The organism is Pedobacter sp. ASV28, assembly GCF_016428855.1.
Lineage (GTDB): Bacteria > Bacteroidota > Bacteroidia > Sphingobacteriales > Sphingobacteriaceae > Pedobacter.
In genome coordinates this window covers 26,655-42,450 of sequence record NZ_JAELTN010000012.1, presented here as the reverse complement: position 1 = coordinate 42,450, position 15,796 = coordinate 26,655, and the positions used below count along the sequence as shown (strand labels likewise).

Annotated in this window: 17 protein-coding genes; 6 read left to right on the top strand and 11 right to left on the bottom strand. The window is 38.8% G+C overall.

Annotation, left to right across the window (positions count from 1 at the left end):
- Positions 1 to 117 precede the first annotated feature (117 nt).
- Together JHD79_RS06195 and JHD79_RS06190 are read right to left on the bottom strand one after the other, a co-directional pair.
- Positions 118 to 318: a hypothetical protein gene (locus tag JHD79_RS06195; RefSeq protein WP_199118345.1), complete on the bottom strand. Its 201-nt coding sequence runs from the start codon at positions 316 to 318 to the stop codon at positions 118 to 120.
- A gap of 79 nt (positions 319 to 397) precedes the next feature.
- Positions 398 to 1,471, bottom strand: a complete 1,074-nt coding sequence (locus JHD79_RS06190; protein ID WP_199118344.1) for an alkene reductase — start codon at positions 1,469 to 1,471, stop codon at positions 398 to 400.
- Between the two features lie 174 nt (positions 1,472 to 1,645).
- Between JHD79_RS06190 and JHD79_RS06185 the strand changes: the two genes are divergently transcribed.
- On the top strand, positions 1,646 to 2,506 hold the full coding sequence (locus tag JHD79_RS06185) for an AraC family transcriptional regulator (RefSeq protein ID WP_199118343.1): 861 nt from the start codon (positions 1,646 to 1,648) through the stop codon (positions 2,504 to 2,506).
- Positions 2,507 to 2,634: 128 nt separating this feature from the next.
- Here JHD79_RS06185 and JHD79_RS06180 read toward each other — a convergent pair whose 3' ends face one another.
- Positions 2,635 to 3,642, bottom strand: a complete 1,008-nt coding sequence (locus JHD79_RS06180; RefSeq protein ID WP_199118342.1) for an ATP-binding protein — start codon at positions 3,640 to 3,642, stop codon at positions 2,635 to 2,637.
- 4 nt (positions 3,643 to 3,646) lie between these two features.
- Positions 3,647 to 3,997, bottom strand: a complete 351-nt coding sequence (locus JHD79_RS06175) for a hypothetical protein (protein WP_199118341.1) — start codon at positions 3,995 to 3,997, stop codon at positions 3,647 to 3,649.
- A gap of 541 nt (positions 3,998 to 4,538) precedes the next feature.
- Here JHD79_RS06175 and JHD79_RS06170 point away from each other — a divergent pair.
- Together JHD79_RS06170 and JHD79_RS06165 are read left to right on the top strand one after the other, a co-directional pair.
- A complete protein-coding gene (locus tag JHD79_RS06170; protein WP_199118340.1) occupies positions 4,539 to 5,111 on the top strand; it encodes an NAD(P)H-binding protein in 573 nt (190 codons plus the stop codon).
- Between the two features lie 191 nt (positions 5,112 to 5,302).
- Positions 5,303 to 6,367 (top strand): NAD(P)-dependent alcohol dehydrogenase, encoded by a 1,065-nt coding sequence (locus tag JHD79_RS06165; RefSeq protein WP_199118339.1) that lies wholly within the window; start codon positions 5,303 to 5,305, stop codon positions 6,365 to 6,367.
- A gap of 205 nt (positions 6,368 to 6,572) precedes the next feature.
- Here the strand turns inward: JHD79_RS06165 and JHD79_RS06160 are convergent, their stop codons facing one another.
- Both JHD79_RS06160 and JHD79_RS06155 read right to left on the bottom strand, forming a co-directional pair.
- Positions 6,573 to 6,956, bottom strand: a complete 384-nt coding sequence (locus JHD79_RS06160) for a DUF3037 domain-containing protein (RefSeq protein ID WP_199118338.1) — start codon at positions 6,954 to 6,956, stop codon at positions 6,573 to 6,575.
- Positions 6,934 to 7,737: a HipA family kinase gene (locus JHD79_RS06155; protein WP_199118337.1), complete on the bottom strand. Its 804-nt coding sequence runs from the start codon at positions 7,735 to 7,737 to the stop codon at positions 6,934 to 6,936. The genes JHD79_RS06160 and JHD79_RS06155 overlap by 23 nt, the downstream gene beginning before the upstream one ends.
- 226 nt (positions 7,738 to 7,963) lie before the next feature.
- Here JHD79_RS06155 and JHD79_RS06150 point away from each other — a divergent pair, with 226 nt between their 5' ends.
- From JHD79_RS06150 to JHD79_RS06140, 3 genes are all read left to right on the top strand, one after another.
- Positions 7,964 to 8,629, top strand: a complete 666-nt coding sequence (locus JHD79_RS06150) for a phosphatase PAP2 family protein (RefSeq protein ID WP_199118336.1) — start codon at positions 7,964 to 7,966, stop codon at positions 8,627 to 8,629.
- 257 nt (positions 8,630 to 8,886) lie between these two features.
- Entirely contained in the window at positions 8,887 to 9,786 is a 900-nt protein-coding gene (locus tag JHD79_RS06145; protein WP_199118335.1) for a helix-turn-helix transcriptional regulator, read from the top strand.
- Positions 9,773 to 10,198 (top strand): DUF983 domain-containing protein, encoded by a 426-nt coding sequence (locus JHD79_RS06140; RefSeq protein WP_199118334.1) that lies wholly within the window; start codon positions 9,773 to 9,775, stop codon positions 10,196 to 10,198. The genes JHD79_RS06145 and JHD79_RS06140 overlap by 14 nt, the downstream gene beginning before the upstream one ends.
- 109 nt (positions 10,199 to 10,307) lie before the next feature.
- Here the strand turns inward: JHD79_RS06140 and JHD79_RS06135 are convergent, their stop codons facing one another.
- From JHD79_RS06135 to cobA, 5 genes are all read right to left on the bottom strand, one after another.
- Positions 10,308 to 11,558, bottom strand: coding sequence for a sulfate adenylyltransferase subunit 1 (locus JHD79_RS06135; RefSeq protein WP_199118333.1), 1,251 nt, complete (start codon positions 11,556 to 11,558; stop codon positions 10,308 to 10,310).
- Positions 11,559 to 11,640: 82 nt separating this feature from the next.
- Positions 11,641 to 12,549, bottom strand: coding sequence for a sulfate adenylyltransferase subunit CysD (cysD, locus tag JHD79_RS06130; RefSeq protein WP_199118332.1), 909 nt, complete (start codon positions 12,547 to 12,549; stop codon positions 11,641 to 11,643).
- Between the two features lie 258 nt (positions 12,550 to 12,807).
- Positions 12,808 to 13,509: a phosphoadenylyl-sulfate reductase gene (locus JHD79_RS06125; RefSeq protein ID WP_199118331.1), complete on the bottom strand. Its 702-nt coding sequence runs from the start codon at positions 13,507 to 13,509 to the stop codon at positions 12,808 to 12,810.
- 11 nt (positions 13,510 to 13,520) lie between these two features.
- Positions 13,521 to 15,032 carry a TSUP family transporter gene (locus tag JHD79_RS06120; protein ID WP_199118330.1) on the bottom strand — a complete coding sequence of 504 codons (1,512 nt, stop codon included), beginning with the start codon at positions 15,030 to 15,032 and terminating at the stop codon, positions 13,521 to 13,523.
- Positions 15,016 to 15,792 carry a uroporphyrinogen-III C-methyltransferase gene (gene cobA / locus JHD79_RS06115; RefSeq protein ID WP_199118329.1) on the bottom strand — a complete coding sequence of 259 codons (777 nt, stop codon included), beginning with the start codon at positions 15,790 to 15,792 and terminating at the stop codon, positions 15,016 to 15,018. Before cobA ends, JHD79_RS06120 begins: the two co-directional genes overlap by 17 nt.
- Positions 15,793 to 15,796 lie beyond the last annotated feature (4 nt).

Genomic DNA, 15,796 nt, shown 5'->3' with positions numbered 1-15,796 from the left:
TTTTTTAATTGATAGGCATTTCACTTCATTTTTTCTATGATTGATACCATCTTTGATGGCATCAATCAATATTTATTCACAAAGACCAAAAACCATTGTTAGTGTTCTTTGGTCAACTTAAAGCATATCAAGAGCGGGTGTATTGATCTTCCCGCCCACTGCCCATACCAAGCTATAGGTTCCGGTTACGTCTTGTGAAAGTTCCCAGATCATTACCCCTTTGATATATTGTGCGGCGTACTTGTTCTTGGCCTCTATAGCCGTAATAACATTATATTTATAATCATGGTAGTAATTCAATTTCTTTTTTTCGTGCACGCAAACGATTATAATCAGGTATACTATAAATTTTAGAAATCAAAATAATTATTAAACCTGTTGGTCATCATTGAACAAATTAGAAAGCCCTGGGATAATCGATATACCCCTCTTCACTACCGTGATAAAAAGTATCTTCGTTCCATTTGGCCAAGGGGGCATTATGTTCAATTCGCTCTACAAGATCAGGATTAGATATATAAAGCTTACCAAAAGCTACTAAGTCTACATGTTGAGCTTGCAAAATTTCTTCGGCAGTTTGTACGGTAAAGCCACCAGCTATCATAATGATATTTTTAAAATATTGCCGTGCGTTATGTATAAAACTTATTGGAATTGAAGGTTTTCCATTTGAAATTGCATTAGAAAAGTGGATGTATAAAACACCTAACTTCTGCAGCTGTTCAAGAATATATTCATGTGTGGCTAACTCTTCAGCATAAGAGGTCAAATCATAAATTTCACGAAAAGGCGAAAGTCTGATACCTACCTTGTTTTTTCCAACTTTAGCGACAACTTCCTGCATTACTTCAAACAAAAATCGGCTTCTATTTTCAATGCTTCCCCCGTATTTGTCTGTTCGGATATTGCTAAGAGGATTGATAAACTGATCAATTAAAAATCCATGGGCGGCATGTATTTCAACACCATCAAAACCGACCTCCACAGCATTAAGTGCTGCTTCCTTAAAGGCATTTATCCAAATATGAATCTGCTCAATAGGAATTTCCAAAGGTTTTGCCATGGGCTGGTAAGTTTGATCTGGAGTAAGAATGGTTTCATTTACACTTATTGCGGAGGGAGCAATCAACGGCTCACCGTTTTGGATGGATGGGTGGCCAATACGCCCTGAATGAACCAATTGGGCGAATATCTTTCCCCCTTTCCCATGTACCTCTTTTACAATTTTTTTCCAAGCCCGTTTTTGATCATCATTATAGATTCCTGGTGTATCCATATAGGCGCCTCCATTGGATGATATGGCTAAATTATCCGTAATGATCAATCCAGCACTAGATCGTTGTTTATAATAAGTGACCATGGATTCGCTGGGTATGCCATTACTGGCTCTGCGTCTGTTCATCGGTGCCATAACTATTCTGTTATGAAGTTTGATCTGTTCGTTTATAAGTGGGCTAAGTATTTTTTTCATTTTCTTAAATCTATTCTTATGCAAAACTATACTTACATACCCTATTAAAACATGTACAATAAGAGGTTATTTGTGTAAATTTGAAGGTATATAAACCTCAAGATTTTTCAGGTCTCTAGAAAATAAGTTATAAAGTGGCTTATAAGCTAATGATTAAATGCAATACTTAATTATTTGAAAAGAAAACACTTATACCAACAGTTTGAATTATGTGTTTCAGAAATGGAACATTGGAACGAGCGTCCACTCATCTACCAATTTTTTGAAATTGTACAGATCATAGAAGGAGAAGGAATACGGATAGTGAACGAGCATAAATTCCCTTATAAAAAAGATAATTTATTTTTGTTTACTCCTCTAGATTGTCGTGGATTTGAAAGCAGTACACCTACACGTTTCTGCTCCATCCGTTTCTCTACGGTATTTCTCGAGCAGTATAAAAGCAAGGAAGAAAAAGAAAAAGTAATACAGCGACTGAAACAGCTCGAGAATATTTTTATCCATCATAATAATTTTGAGCAGGTAATGATAAAACGTGATGCAGATTGTCAGATGATTTCTTCACTGATAGGGAACATCATTAACGAGTATAATGACAAACAATCATATTATGATGAAAACCTACAGCACCTGGTTACCCTTGTCTTGAACATTATATCCCGTAATGTATCCCGCAAGGAAATTACGGTATTAAATACAAAGTTTACCGAACCTTTAGTCAATAAAATACTGGTGTATCTTCATCAGCACATTTATTGTCCTGAAAAGCTACGTATAAAAAATCTTGCTGATCAATTCAATTTGTCGCCAAATTATGTTAGCGAATACTTTAAAAAACTGACTAACGATAGCTTACATTGCTATATTACCAAGTACAAAATGAATCTCATTTCGCAAAGACTAATCTACAGTGAATATTCACTTGCACAAGTTGCAGCCGAATTTGGTTTTACAGATGAAAGCCACTTGAGCAGACAATTCAAAAAACACATGGGAATAGCCCCTTCTGAATTCAGGAAGCACAAGGAACATTAAGATTTTATATTCTTTTTCAAGAACGAAAATGCTGTTTTGGCTAAACGAGCCTTTCGGTGTTACCGGGGGAAAGGAAATACCGAAGGTGCTTTTGACAAGCCTCTTTTGGATCCATTTACTAAAGAAATCTAATTCAAATTCAAGAAAATGCAGAAGGAAGTCCCTGTTTTGCCATCGCTTTCCAAACTAATACTCCCTCCATGTAACTCTACAATCTGTTTGGTAAGGTACATTCCCAATCCAGTAGTGGGTTCACCATCTGTACCCGTACGCTTGGCACGTGTAAATTTATCAAAGATTTGGCCCTGCAGTTTTTTGGGTATGCCTATGCCATAATCTTGAATTATAAACTTCAACTGATCATCCCAAAGGGTGGTTAATAGATTAATCTTACCCTTTCTAGGTGTAAATTTTATACTATTTGACAAAAGGTTATGTACCGCTCTTTTAAATTTGGTACGGTCCAACTTGATCATTTGCTGAAACTCAAGTTCTTTGGACAATACGATTTGCTTTTGTTCCAAATCTTTGGAAAAACTACTTACACATTCTTCTATCAGATCGTCAAAATATTCTTCTTTAAGAATAAGAGGCTCCTCTATTGATTGCTCGGTAAATAGAATATCTTCAATGATTTTACCAGCGAAATCACAGCTCTTATTTAAAAAAGCCACCAGCTCCTTATTTTCAGAAAGCTGTAGGTTGTCTTGCAACAACTCTGCGAGTTTCTTAATAGAAGCAATTGGGTTTTTAAGATCATGGGCAACCGACTGCAGCATAACTTGTTGATGCTTCATTTTAGTGCTAAGGTGATGCAGCATATCTTTTTGTGAAACAATGCCCACAAAAACCTCTTTGTCATAAACGGGCAACACCGTATGGCCACTCTTTTCCATTAAGGGCAATACCATTGCAATCTTATCAGAAATATCTGCTTTAGGTTTTTCACTCAAGCAGTCGATCACAATCAAATGTCGTTTTCTGACCAAATCTTCTGAAGATAATACACCAATAGGCTCGTTGTTCTCCGTCACAACTATTCCTCGATCTAGGCAACCTGATTCTCTGGCCAAATGGACACTCTGATAAGCATCAAGGGTTGCGTAATCATACCTCACAAAAGAAGCAATCCTCATAAACTTATGCGTTTTCCTTTATTACAATGTTCTTTATTGATATATTTACCTTAAAATCTACACTGACCAGTTCACCTTCCGAAATGAAGGGAAAAACGTTTTCTTCTAATATATGTAAAACCTTTTCTTTTGTAATCTTAGTCAGTATATGCTTATTTACAAAAACGGTTTCTATATTCGCTTCGTTAATATCAATAGTTACAAAACCATTAGGAACCAATAGTTCGAAAGATTTGGAAAGACCAATCTTACCTTGGACTGAATTTTTTGCAAGGACAAGAATGTCTTGAAATGGGGGAAGTTTTATTTCTTCAAAACTGAGATTAATGGTATAGGTTTTATCCAAATCATTCATAAGAGCTAATTAAATGCATTTAATCAGTTCCAAATATACATTTAACTCTTTATTTTTCTACTAAATGGTAAAGAATTTATACCCTCTTATATTTCGTTGTATCATTTCCATAAAAAATAGCCCCAAATCTTACCATATATCAAAACATAACCTAATTGTATATCAAATATTTCATTAAGGCTTAGCAATTGATCATCTTAACTTAAAAATATGTTATTGAAAGAATTTGCTAAAATGTAGTATATCATCCATCGTTCTATAAAATTTATACAGCTCAAAAATAAGGCTTAAGCATACCGAATCAGTAAAATGGGTATACAATACCGTAATCGGTATAACTATATATCATAAAATTGTTCAGAACTTTGCATTGGTATCGATACCCTTTCGTCGCCAAATTATAAAGACCAACAAGTTTGGCGTTAAAACAGACGTTGCTGATGAAGCTCATCTTAGCACATAAAACTAAAGACTGCCGGAGAATGTTCTCCAGAAGAAGTGGAGAAAAGAACAAGAATATTAAACATAGCCTACCCAATCCATGAAAAAAGTAATCATTATTGGCGCCAGCGGACGCTTGGCCATAAAGGTCGTCGAAGCGCTGCAACAACAAACCGATGTAACGCTTAGTTTATTGGTAAGGCACAAAAAAAGATTGCCACTGTCCTATATCCAAGATTATCATATTATAGAGGGTGATGTAATGCATTACCAAACCGTAAAAGAAGCCGTTACAGGACATGATATTGTATATGTAAACCTTGCAGGCCAATTAGAGCCTATGACCAAAAACATTACAAAAGCCATGATCGAAACAGGGGTAGAACGAATAATTGCCATTAGTTCCATTGGCATTTATGAAACTCCTTTAAAACCTGTTTTGGTACCTTACAGAAAGTTGGCCGACATCATAGAAAGTTCGGGATTAACCTACACCATTTTGCGACCCGATTGGTTTACCGACGCCAATGAGATAGATTATGTGCTTAGCCATAAAGTTGAAACAGAAAAAGGTAGGCCCATCTCCAGAAAGAGCATTGCTGCTTTCATTGCCAGTATCATCAAAAATCCAGATCTATATAAAAATGAAAACTTGGGAATCAGTAAACCTTAGTATATCCTAGTTCAAATCTTCTTTTGCTTCAAAAGAGATGGGTTAATACCAACTAAGGTAACAACAGGCAAGCCCCCATAACTTAACGACACCCTTATTGCCTTATGCGAACCATTCCAGAACTTTAAACCCTAAGGTTTGTTTAAGTAAAGTACAAGCAGAAACCCAAAAATAAAATCCATATAAAAAAAATGAATACAACATTAGTAAAAGCATACGGCACCATAGCTGCTGATGCACCCTTAAAGCCACTCAACATCCAACGCAGAACAGCTACGCCTAAAGATGTAGAGATAGACATTATGTATTGCGGAGTTTGCCATTCGGATCTTCATACGGCCCGTAATGACTGGGGAGGTTCCATTTATCCCGCCGTTCCCGGTCACGAAATTGTAGGCAGGGTAAGCAAGGTAGGCAGTGAAGTCAGCAAATTTAAGGTAGGTGACCTGGCTGCTGTAGGCTGCCTAGTCGATTCATGCAGGGTATGTGCCAGTTGCCAACAAGACTTAGAACAATATTGTATTCCAGGTTTTACAGGTACCTACAATGGAAAAGACAAACACCTGGGCACACAGACTTTCGGTGGTTATTCCCAAAAAGTAGTGGTAGATGAACATTTTGTGCTCCGCGTACCTAAAAACCTCGATCTTGCAGCTGCTGCTCCATTGCTATGCGCTGGCGTAACTACCTGGTCACCATTAAAACACTGGAAAGTAGGCAGGGGTAGTAAAGTAGCCGTTATTGGACTGGGCGGCCTCGGACACATGGCTATCAAATTGGCCAAGGGACTAGGTGCCGATGTCACTCTTTTCTCCAGATCACCAGAAAAAGAAAAAGATGCTTTAGAACTGGGTGCAAACCAAGTCGTCATCTCTACCAATAAAATACAGATGTCTGAAGTAAAAGGGCAATTCGACCTGATTATTGACACCGTACCCTATGTACACGATGTAAATGTCTATATTCCTACCTTAAACATTAACGGCACACTGGTATTGGTGGGTTATTTAGGACCGCTTGATCCCATGTTAAATTCCGTACCCATGATCATGGGCAGAAAATCTGTGGCAGGCTCTGTAATTGGCGGTATTGCCGAGACCCAGGAACTACTTGATTTCTGTGGGGAACACAATATTGTTTCAGAAATAGAGGTGATCAAGATGCAGGAAATTAACGAGGCTTATGAGCGCATGCTAAAAAGCGATGTACGCTACCGATTTGTAGTCGATATGGCTTCTTTAAACGAAGAAGCTTAACAAAGCTCAACAAAGTTATCATTTAGCTCACAGTATCTTATCAAGATCAAAAGAAGGGCATAAAAAGTTTCCTACGTAATTTAGGGTGAAGAATCTATACATACAACTACTATGTATAGATTCCTCTTGACTTCTAAATTGTAAAACACAGCGATCTAAATCTCTTTATATCCTTCTTTTTAGCAATTCTATTTAACTTATGGTCTTATAAAACCAGTTTTTCAAATAAATCGTGTAAAGTTTCGCCCGCATTTATACAAAATCCAGGGTGTACCTTGGAAGTCTGCACCACGGTACTTCGCGTGGCCGTTAGCCAACGGAAACGGGAGGGCATATCCAATAGACCAATGGGACCAGCTTCTCTACCGCCCTTACAAATATTCAGGATGGCATTGAGGTTGGCGGCAATCCATTCACTTTCCAGCTCACAGTTTAGCGCTTTAAGCTTACTGGTGTCAACCTGAAATAGCGCATTAAGGTATTTTTGTTTGGCACAATAAAGAATCACGCCTACATTAATAAATTCTTCGCGTTCTACCCTGGGCATCACTCGAATTACGGCATACTCAAATAAGTGTTTCTCTTGCATGCTGTGCTTCCTTTACAAAAATCGAAGAGTGCTCAATTCGCTTATTCAAAAATAGGCCATAGGCTTCTCGTTGTGCCTTACTGTTCTCAAATATTGGCTCGTCCAACCAGGCATCTGGTACAATAGCTAAAATAGATCGAATTAAATCGGGCGTGAGTATGGCCCTTAATTCTTCATCTACCTTGTCAATCTCGCTGGCCTGTGGCAATAGTACATGGTCTTTTACCAGCACAAAAGGGCGTAAGGCCTGTTCTTCCCAATTTTGCCAGGCGTGGTGAAAATACAAGGAGGCGCCATGGTCTATAAGCCATAACTCTTTATGCCAATACAACATATTCGTATTTCTGGCTGTCCGATCCATATTGGTCAACAAGCAATCTAACCAAACAATTTTTGATGCCAGTATAGGATCTATTTTGGTGAGGGTTGGATCATAGGTAATGGCGCCCGACAAATAATGTAGTGCCAGGTTTAAACCTACACTGGCCTTAAGCAGATCTTGGATCTCCTCATCGGGTTCGGTACGACCAAAAGCTTCATCCAGATTGGCAAATACCAATTCGGGCATCTTCAGACCTATGGCCCTAGCCATTTCTCCTCCAATAATTTCAGAAATGAGCGCCTTATGTCCTTGTCCTGCTCCCCTAAATTTCAACACATACAAAAAGCCATCGTCAGCCTCTGCAATGGCGGGCATAGAACCTCCTTCACGCAAGGGCGTAACATAACGGGTTACATTAACGGTTCTTAAACTTAAATCTAGTGTACTACTTTTTGTCATTTATTATACTTCGTATTCAAAGTTAAGGTAATTTGCGCATACTGAATGATAAAAAACGGTACATTCATAGCGCACCATGCCTATATTATAACTGCCCAATATTAAATATCATCTTATTGCTTAGGGTATGGTTGCGCCATCTATTTCTTAACAAGTCCCCCCCTTATCTTATTTTTCATTTACCTAAATCCTTATCTTAGCTGTTTTGGTATCCTAATCAACTGAAATGAAATTTAATTTTGCCTATGCAGGTATGCTCTTATGTTCTTTTAGCCTACTGGCCTTTATGGTCTATCGCCATCCCATCAATGATTTCGATATTTCCATATCGCATTACATACAACAATACCATAACCCTACATTGGATCATATTATGTTATGGGTGAGCATTTTTGGAGAACTGCCTTTTTCTATAATTTCTGTACTGACCATAGCTTTGTTTTTCTACCTTTTTAAATATAAGAGGGAAGCCTGGTTTGTAGCTTCTGTTAGCTTAACAGGGTTGGTTATCTTATTACTTAAGAATTTATTCAATAGACCCAGGCCTACCACCGAATTTGTAAGATTGGTAGAGAGTTACCGTTTCAACAGCTTTCCAAGCGGGCACACCTTGTCTTATGTAGTTTTCTTTGGCTTTATTATTTTCCTGATGAGGGAATTGACATCTCTACCACGCTTATGGAGAAGAATATTATCCATTATTTCCTATCTCTTGATCATGTCCATACCTATTTCCAGAATCTATCTGGGAGCGCATTGGTTTACCGATATTTTAGGTGGATTTTTAATGGGATTACTGTACTTATATGTACTTTGCTATTGCTATAAAAAAAGAAATGGAGATAAGGCCGAAACCTTACCCCCATCATCTAAATTAACGCTCTCGAGGTAAAGATACATCTCTATTTTAAAAAACAAGAAAAATATTTATTTTTTTTTTAATTATTTTTAAACCTTTCAGGAATTATTCTCTATTTTATAGAGAACACACTAATTGCCAATAACTTAAAAAACAATTTATCCAAAAGTATTTTTCACCATTTTTTCCTTAAAAAAACACACACAAATCATATAAATAAGTAAATAGTACCATTTAATAAACAGAAAACACCATCTTATATCTATAAGTATTGCCTAATTTTGTATATAATGAAGTTTAACATTCCTGTTTACGACATACAAAATTTCAAGGCCTACAAAGAAGATGGGATCTTGGTAAGCAGGTTTGGTTATTATGCCAGCCAACACCAGCACCTACACCAGGCCCACCGACATAGCTTTTACCACTTGGTATTTTTCACCAAGGGAAATGGCAAACAACAAATTGATTTTAAAAATTTTGACGTTAAACCAGGACTTATCTATTTTATGATACCCGGCCAAGTACATAGCTGGAATTTCGAAAGTGATCCTGATGGCTATATCATTAACTTTGCGGTCAATTACTTTAGCTCCTTCTTATTAAAACAGGATTATCTTAGTCATTTTAGTTTTTTTAATGGCAAACCAGAGAACCAAGTACTGGTACTTGACGAACCTACTGCCGAAAAAATCACCCTTATTTTCGAGGATATTCTAAGAGAGGGGCAAAATGAAACAACCATTAACGATGACTTGGTCAGAATTTTGCTGTTGAGGCTTTTTACGGAGGTAGGTCGTGCTGCCAATGCCCTACAGCAGCAGTCCCTAAATCCATACAATTATACGCTCCTTAAAAATTTTCAAAATCTCATCGAAGAGAATTATGCCAATTTAAGGTTGCCAAAACAATATGCAGCCTTATTATATATTACCCCAAACCATCTGAATGCACTTTGCAATGACTGTTTGGGTATACCCGCCGGAAAACTAATTAGGGATAGGGTTATTTTAGAGGCCAAACGTCTATTGATCAACTTAGACTTAAGGGTAGCTGAAATAGCTGAAAAGCTTAATTTTGAGGATCAATCATACTTTGTCAAGTTTTTTAAGAAGTATGAGGGCACTACTCCCGATAAATTTAGAAAATTATATACATCACAACAATTACATACAGATGAAAGCACATAAAGAACATCCGAATTATATTTCCCAATGGCATGGCTTTTCTAATGCCAAATGTCCAAGGTGTAGGGTTGGCGAAGTTTTCATAGGAAAAACCTATGGCCTAAAAATTCAGAAGATGAATGAGCATTGTCCGCACTGTGGTCTGAAATTTGAACGTGAACCTGGGTATTTTTATGTAGCCATGTTTGTGAGTTATGCCATGAACGTTGCCGAGATGATTACGGCCAGTGTTGCGGCCTATATTTTTGGATTATCCCTAGAGTACGATAACCTTTGGTATTATGTAGGTTTGTTATTTGTAACCACCGTAGTTTGTTCACCTTTCAACTATAGGTATTCCAGAATGATCCTACTCTATTGGCTATCCCCCGGATTGCATTATGAACCAGAAAGAAGCATTCCTAAAGCCAAATAGCCCTATAAAACCCAATCCTATCTGTAGTAGACAGGATTGGGAAGTTTTAAGATTTTTATGCCAAATAAGGTTGTTTTACCAGGCTACAAAACCCTGATTTTCATTAGGCTTAATCAGCTAATGCTCTAAACATGGCCGCCCCTACGGTAAGGTTGGTCCTGCTGTCTACCAAAATAGCCGATCCATTTGCCTTATTCTCTCCATATAAATCAAAGGCCAAAGCTTCAGCGGTTTTTAATACAACCCTACCAATATCATTTAACCTAAAATCATCTGCTGCATGTTTTTCCAAAGTATTGATATCTACTTTGTATACTACATCCGTTATTTTAACCTTGGTTACTTTGCTATTATGCTGCAACAAATAAGTAATTGAAGTATCCAATGCCTTGGTATCCATCCAACATAAATCAGCTTCGATCAATTTGCTTTCTTGCGGCAAAGCCGATGAATTTACAATCGTATCTCCCCTGCTGATATCAACATCAGTAGCCAAATGTATTGTTACCGATTGACCGGAAGAAGCCACCTCTAACTCTTTATCAAAAAATTCGATTTTACTGATTGTAGAGCTTGCCCCCGATGGCAAAACAGTAATCTTGTCGTTCACTTTAAAAGTACCACTCACTACACGACCAGCATAGCCTCTATAATCATGCAGTTCATCTGTTTGCGGCCTGATTACCCATTGTACTGGCATACGGGCCAAGGGCGAATTTTCTTGCGTACCGGTATCTACCTGTTCTAAAAAATGCAGTAAGCTTTCGCCCTGGTACCAGTTCATGCGTTCGGAACGATTTACAATATGGTCTCCTTTTAAGGCACTTACCGGAATGTAGGTTACATCGTTCAACTTAAGTTCACCAGCCAGATTTTCATATTTTGTCTTAATGGCTTCGAATACCGTTTCGCTATAATCCACCATATCCATTTTGTTAACGGCCACAACAATATGTTTAATGCCCAACAACGATACCAAATAAGAATGGCGAATGGTTTGTTCCACTACGCCATTACGGGCGTCGATCAAGATAATGGCCAGGTTAGCTGTTGAAGCGCCTGTCACCATATTTCTGGTGTATTGAATATGTCCAGGTGTATCGGCAATAATAAATTTCCGTTTATCGGTCTGAAAGTATTTATAGGCCACATCTATGGTAATTCCCTGTTCACGTTCTGCCCTTAAACCATCCGTTAAAATGGCCAAATCTATAGTACCATCGTCATTTTTACGATTTGAGTTTTGTATGGCCTCCAGTTGGTCGGCCAAAATAGAGTCGGTATCATATAGCAAACGGCCAATCAAGGTACTCTTCCCATCATCTACACTGCCCGCTGTAAAAAATTTTAATATGTTCATTTTTTGGTTGTTTAGGTGGCTGGCTGCTTGGTAGTTTGCAGGGGCATCGATCCCAACAAAACAAAACAACTAACCCACTAGATTAAAAATATCCTCCCTTTTTCCGGTCTTCCATAGCCGCTTCCGAAACCTTGTCGTCCATGCGGGCTCCACGTTCAGAAATCTTAGACTGACTGATCTCTGCAATGATATCATCAATAAGATCTGCATTAGATTCTACCGCGGCTGTACAGGACATATCTCCCACGGTACGGAAACGCACCTTCTTGTTGACCACAACATCTTCGTCATCCATATTTAAAAACGGAGAAGCCGCCATCAACTGTCCGTTACGCGTAATCACATCACGATCGTGGGCAAAATAAATGCTCGGCAATTCGATATTTTCACGCCTAATATAATTCCAAACATCTAGTTCTGTCCAATTACTAATAGGAAATACACGCACATTCTCGCCTTTGTGAATTTTTCCGTTATAGATATTCCACAGTTCTGGACGTTGGCGTTTTGGGTCCCACTGTCCAAACTCATCCCTTACCGAAAAAATACGCTCTTTTGCCCTTGCTTTTTCCTCATCCCTACGGGCACCACCAATACAAGCATCAAATTGATATTGCTCAATCGTATCAAGCAGGGTTATTGTTTGCAAAGCATTACGGCTTGCATTTTTACCGGTCTGTTCTACCACTTTGCCTTCGTCTATAGATTGTTGTACAGAACCCACAATCAGTTTTTCGCCCAATCTGGCTATCATCCTGTCCCTATAGTCAATGGTCTCTTCGAAATTATGGCCTGTGTCGATATGCACCAATGGAAAAGGGAATTTTCCAGGCCTAAATGCTTTTTCGGCCAACCTCACCAAGGTTATCGAATCCTTGCCTCCAGAAAACAGCAATGCTGGTTTCTCGAACTGCCCAGCTACTTCACGTAAAATATGGATCGCTTCGGCTTCAAGTTCATCTAGATAATCAAAATTATATTTATTACTCATTTTTTGTTTGTGTCGTTGTTATTAAGGATATAAGCCTTCATTTTTTTGAAAAGCAATGCTAATCGCCCTTCGGTCTCTTTAGTCCCGCTTTTTGCTTTAGGCTTTTTGCTTTCAGCTTCAAAACCTATCGCTGTCAATCGGGTTTATTCTGGTTGGGGCTGTGCTGGTATTTCCCCTTTGGCAACAAAAGGGAAGAAAAAGTAATTTAGAATGGCAGTAAAACTTTCAACCTTCGAACTTTTCAACCATAGCTAATCCCTAACTAGCATGCAAACCACATTCCTTCTTGCTTTGGTCTTCCCACCACCAACGGCCAGCCCTAAAATCTTCACCTTCTCTAACCGCACGCGTACAAGGTGCACAACCAATACTCGGAAACCCCTTATCATGTAAAGTATTGTACACAATATTGTTGTCTTTAATATATTGTTTGACTTCGGCCAGTGTCCAATGAAATAGGGGATGGAATTTGATCAGCTGATTGTCTTCATCCCATTCCAGGTCATGCATATCTTCACGGTTAACACTCTGCTCTGCCCTAATGCCCGTAATCCACAGTTCATTTCCTTCCAAAGCTCTTTTTAGGGGTTCTATCTTACGTATATAACAGCATTCTTTCCTGTTCTCTACCGATTCGTAAAAACTATTCGGGCCTTTTGCCGTTACCATATCCTGCAAGAGCTCACTTTTAGGGAAATAGGCATAAATGGGCTGTTTGTATATTTCTTGTGTCCTGTTCCAAACATAGTAGGTTTCTGGAAATAACCTTCCTGTTTCCAGGGTAAATACCTTAATCGGAATTTTATTGGCGAATATCAGGTGCGCAACCACTTGGTCTTCCCAACCAAAGCTGGTAGAAAACACAATTTTACCTTTATATTTTCGGGCCAGATATTCGAGTTTATCTACGATATTCAAACCAGCCAGCTCTGTATTGACCTGAGCTAATAATTCTTTCATCCTTCTGCCTCCTAAATCAATTTTAAAATAAACATAATTACACTACGCAAGCTAACCAGCATTACAATAATACCTACGGCCACCATAATGGTTTTTGCAGAAATTTTATTGGAAACCCTGGCCGCTATGGGCGAAGCCAATGCACTTCCAATGATCAGACCCAATACAGCTTCCCAATATTTACCGCCCAACATGGTAAAAAAGGTTAGGGAACTTAACGTAGCTATAAAAAATCGACTGATCTTTACCGTACCTAGCGAGAAAAGCGGGTGTCTGCCCCCTGCAATTAACGTAGACAACACAATAGAGCCCCATCCACCTCCAAAAGCAGCATCGATAAACCCGCCTACAAAGCCCAAAGGGCCAATATTTTTTATTTTTTCCTTTCCTCTTTTTCTTTTGATGTTAAAGGCTTTCATGAGAATAATAGCCCCCAAGAACAAAGTATATACCCCCACAATAGGTTTTACATAAGCGCTATAATGTTCTAAAGACGATAATATATAGGCACCCAATACCGCTCCAATAATGGCCGGAATGATCAAAATTTTGAAAAGTTTCCAGTTAACATTGCCCATCTTATAATGCATCCATCCGGCAATGCCATTACTCAATACCTCCGAAATGTGTATGGCCATACTTGCAGAAGCTGGCGGCAGACCCATGGCCAAGGAAAAAGAAGCCGATGTTACCCCATAGGACATGCCTATGGCCCCATCAACCATAGCAAAAATAAATCCGGCACCTAAAAACCAGTAGAACAAAGGGTTAATATGGGTAAAAAACTGCTGAAATTCAGGTTCCGTATTCCATAGAGTAATGGCCACTGCAGCGATAAATGCTACTGCTACTACCCAAATTAACCACTTCATGTTCCGCTCTGCAAAACTCTTTTTCGGATTAACCAGTCTTTGGGTTACCTTATTTAACTTTTTAACTTTAGCTGTAAAATCGCCATTTAGATTTTGACGCAGGGCGCTCATATGCTGAAGTGTTTCGTCCAGCTCGGCCGGCAGACCTTCATTCAGGATTTCTTTTAAGCGCTTGGCTATGGTTGGCGATTTACCATTGGTGGAAATAGCAATCTTAAGGTTACCTTTTTGTACAATAGATCCCAAATAGAAATCACATAGTTCCGGTTTATCGGCCACATTTACCAATAGGCCCCTTTCATGTGCCAACGCTACGATCTGTTGGTTCAGTTCATTATTATTGGTTGCAGCAAAAACAATATCTACCCCCTCAAGATCAGTCGCATCAAAAAGCTTTTCATGCAATACTATGTGAGGATTAACAGCAGCCAATTCATAAAACGAAGGCTGTATGGCCGAGGCTACTACTTTTATTTTTGCACTTGCACTATTTTTGGTAATGGCTGTTATTTTCTCCAAGCCTACATTTCCTGCTCCAATTAATAATGTACGTAGGTTATTCAGTTTTACAAAAACTGGGAATAATTCATTACCATTATCGCTTGGCGATAATAGCTGTACATCATTTTGTGGATTAGGAGATGGTTGCATATTGCTGTATGATGTTTTTAAAGGATGGATGTAAGGACACAACCTCTCCGAAAATCAACAAGGCAGGCGCCTCAATTTTCTCTTCGCTAACTTTTGCCACAATATTTTGCACGGTACTGATGACCAGTTTTTCATTCTCTTCCGAACCATTTTGTACCACCGCAGCTGGCAATTGACTTTTTCCAGCAGCTTTAAAGATCTCGACAATTTGCGAAAGTTTTTTCAAGCCCATTAAAATCACCACCGTTGCATTAGCACGAGCTGCCTGATAGATGTCATCTGAAATCTTACCGTTGGTAGTGGTTCCGGTGATTACCCAAAAGCTTTCGCTAAGCCCTCTGTGCGTAACGGGAATTTGTTGCAGGCCCGGTACGCCAATGGAGCTGGAAATACCAGGTATTACCGTTACCGGAATATTATAGGAAGCAGCGAAGTCCAGTTCTTCGTAACCACGACCAAACACAAATGGATCACCTCCTTTTAGTCTCACTACATGTCCGTAGTTAAGCGCATAGTCAATCATCAACCTGTTGATCGCATCTTGCGAATGCGAATGCTCTCCCGAGCGTTTGCCCACATACACTTTAATGGCATCTTTTGGCGCATGTTCCAATAAGGCTTCATTGGTTAGGGCATCGTACAATACCACATCAGCGGCCTGTAATGCTTTTACCCCTTTTAAGGTCAACAAGTCTGGATCGCCAGGACCCGCTCCCAAAAGGGTCACCCTAGGTTCAATATGTTTATGTTGTTCTATCATTTTT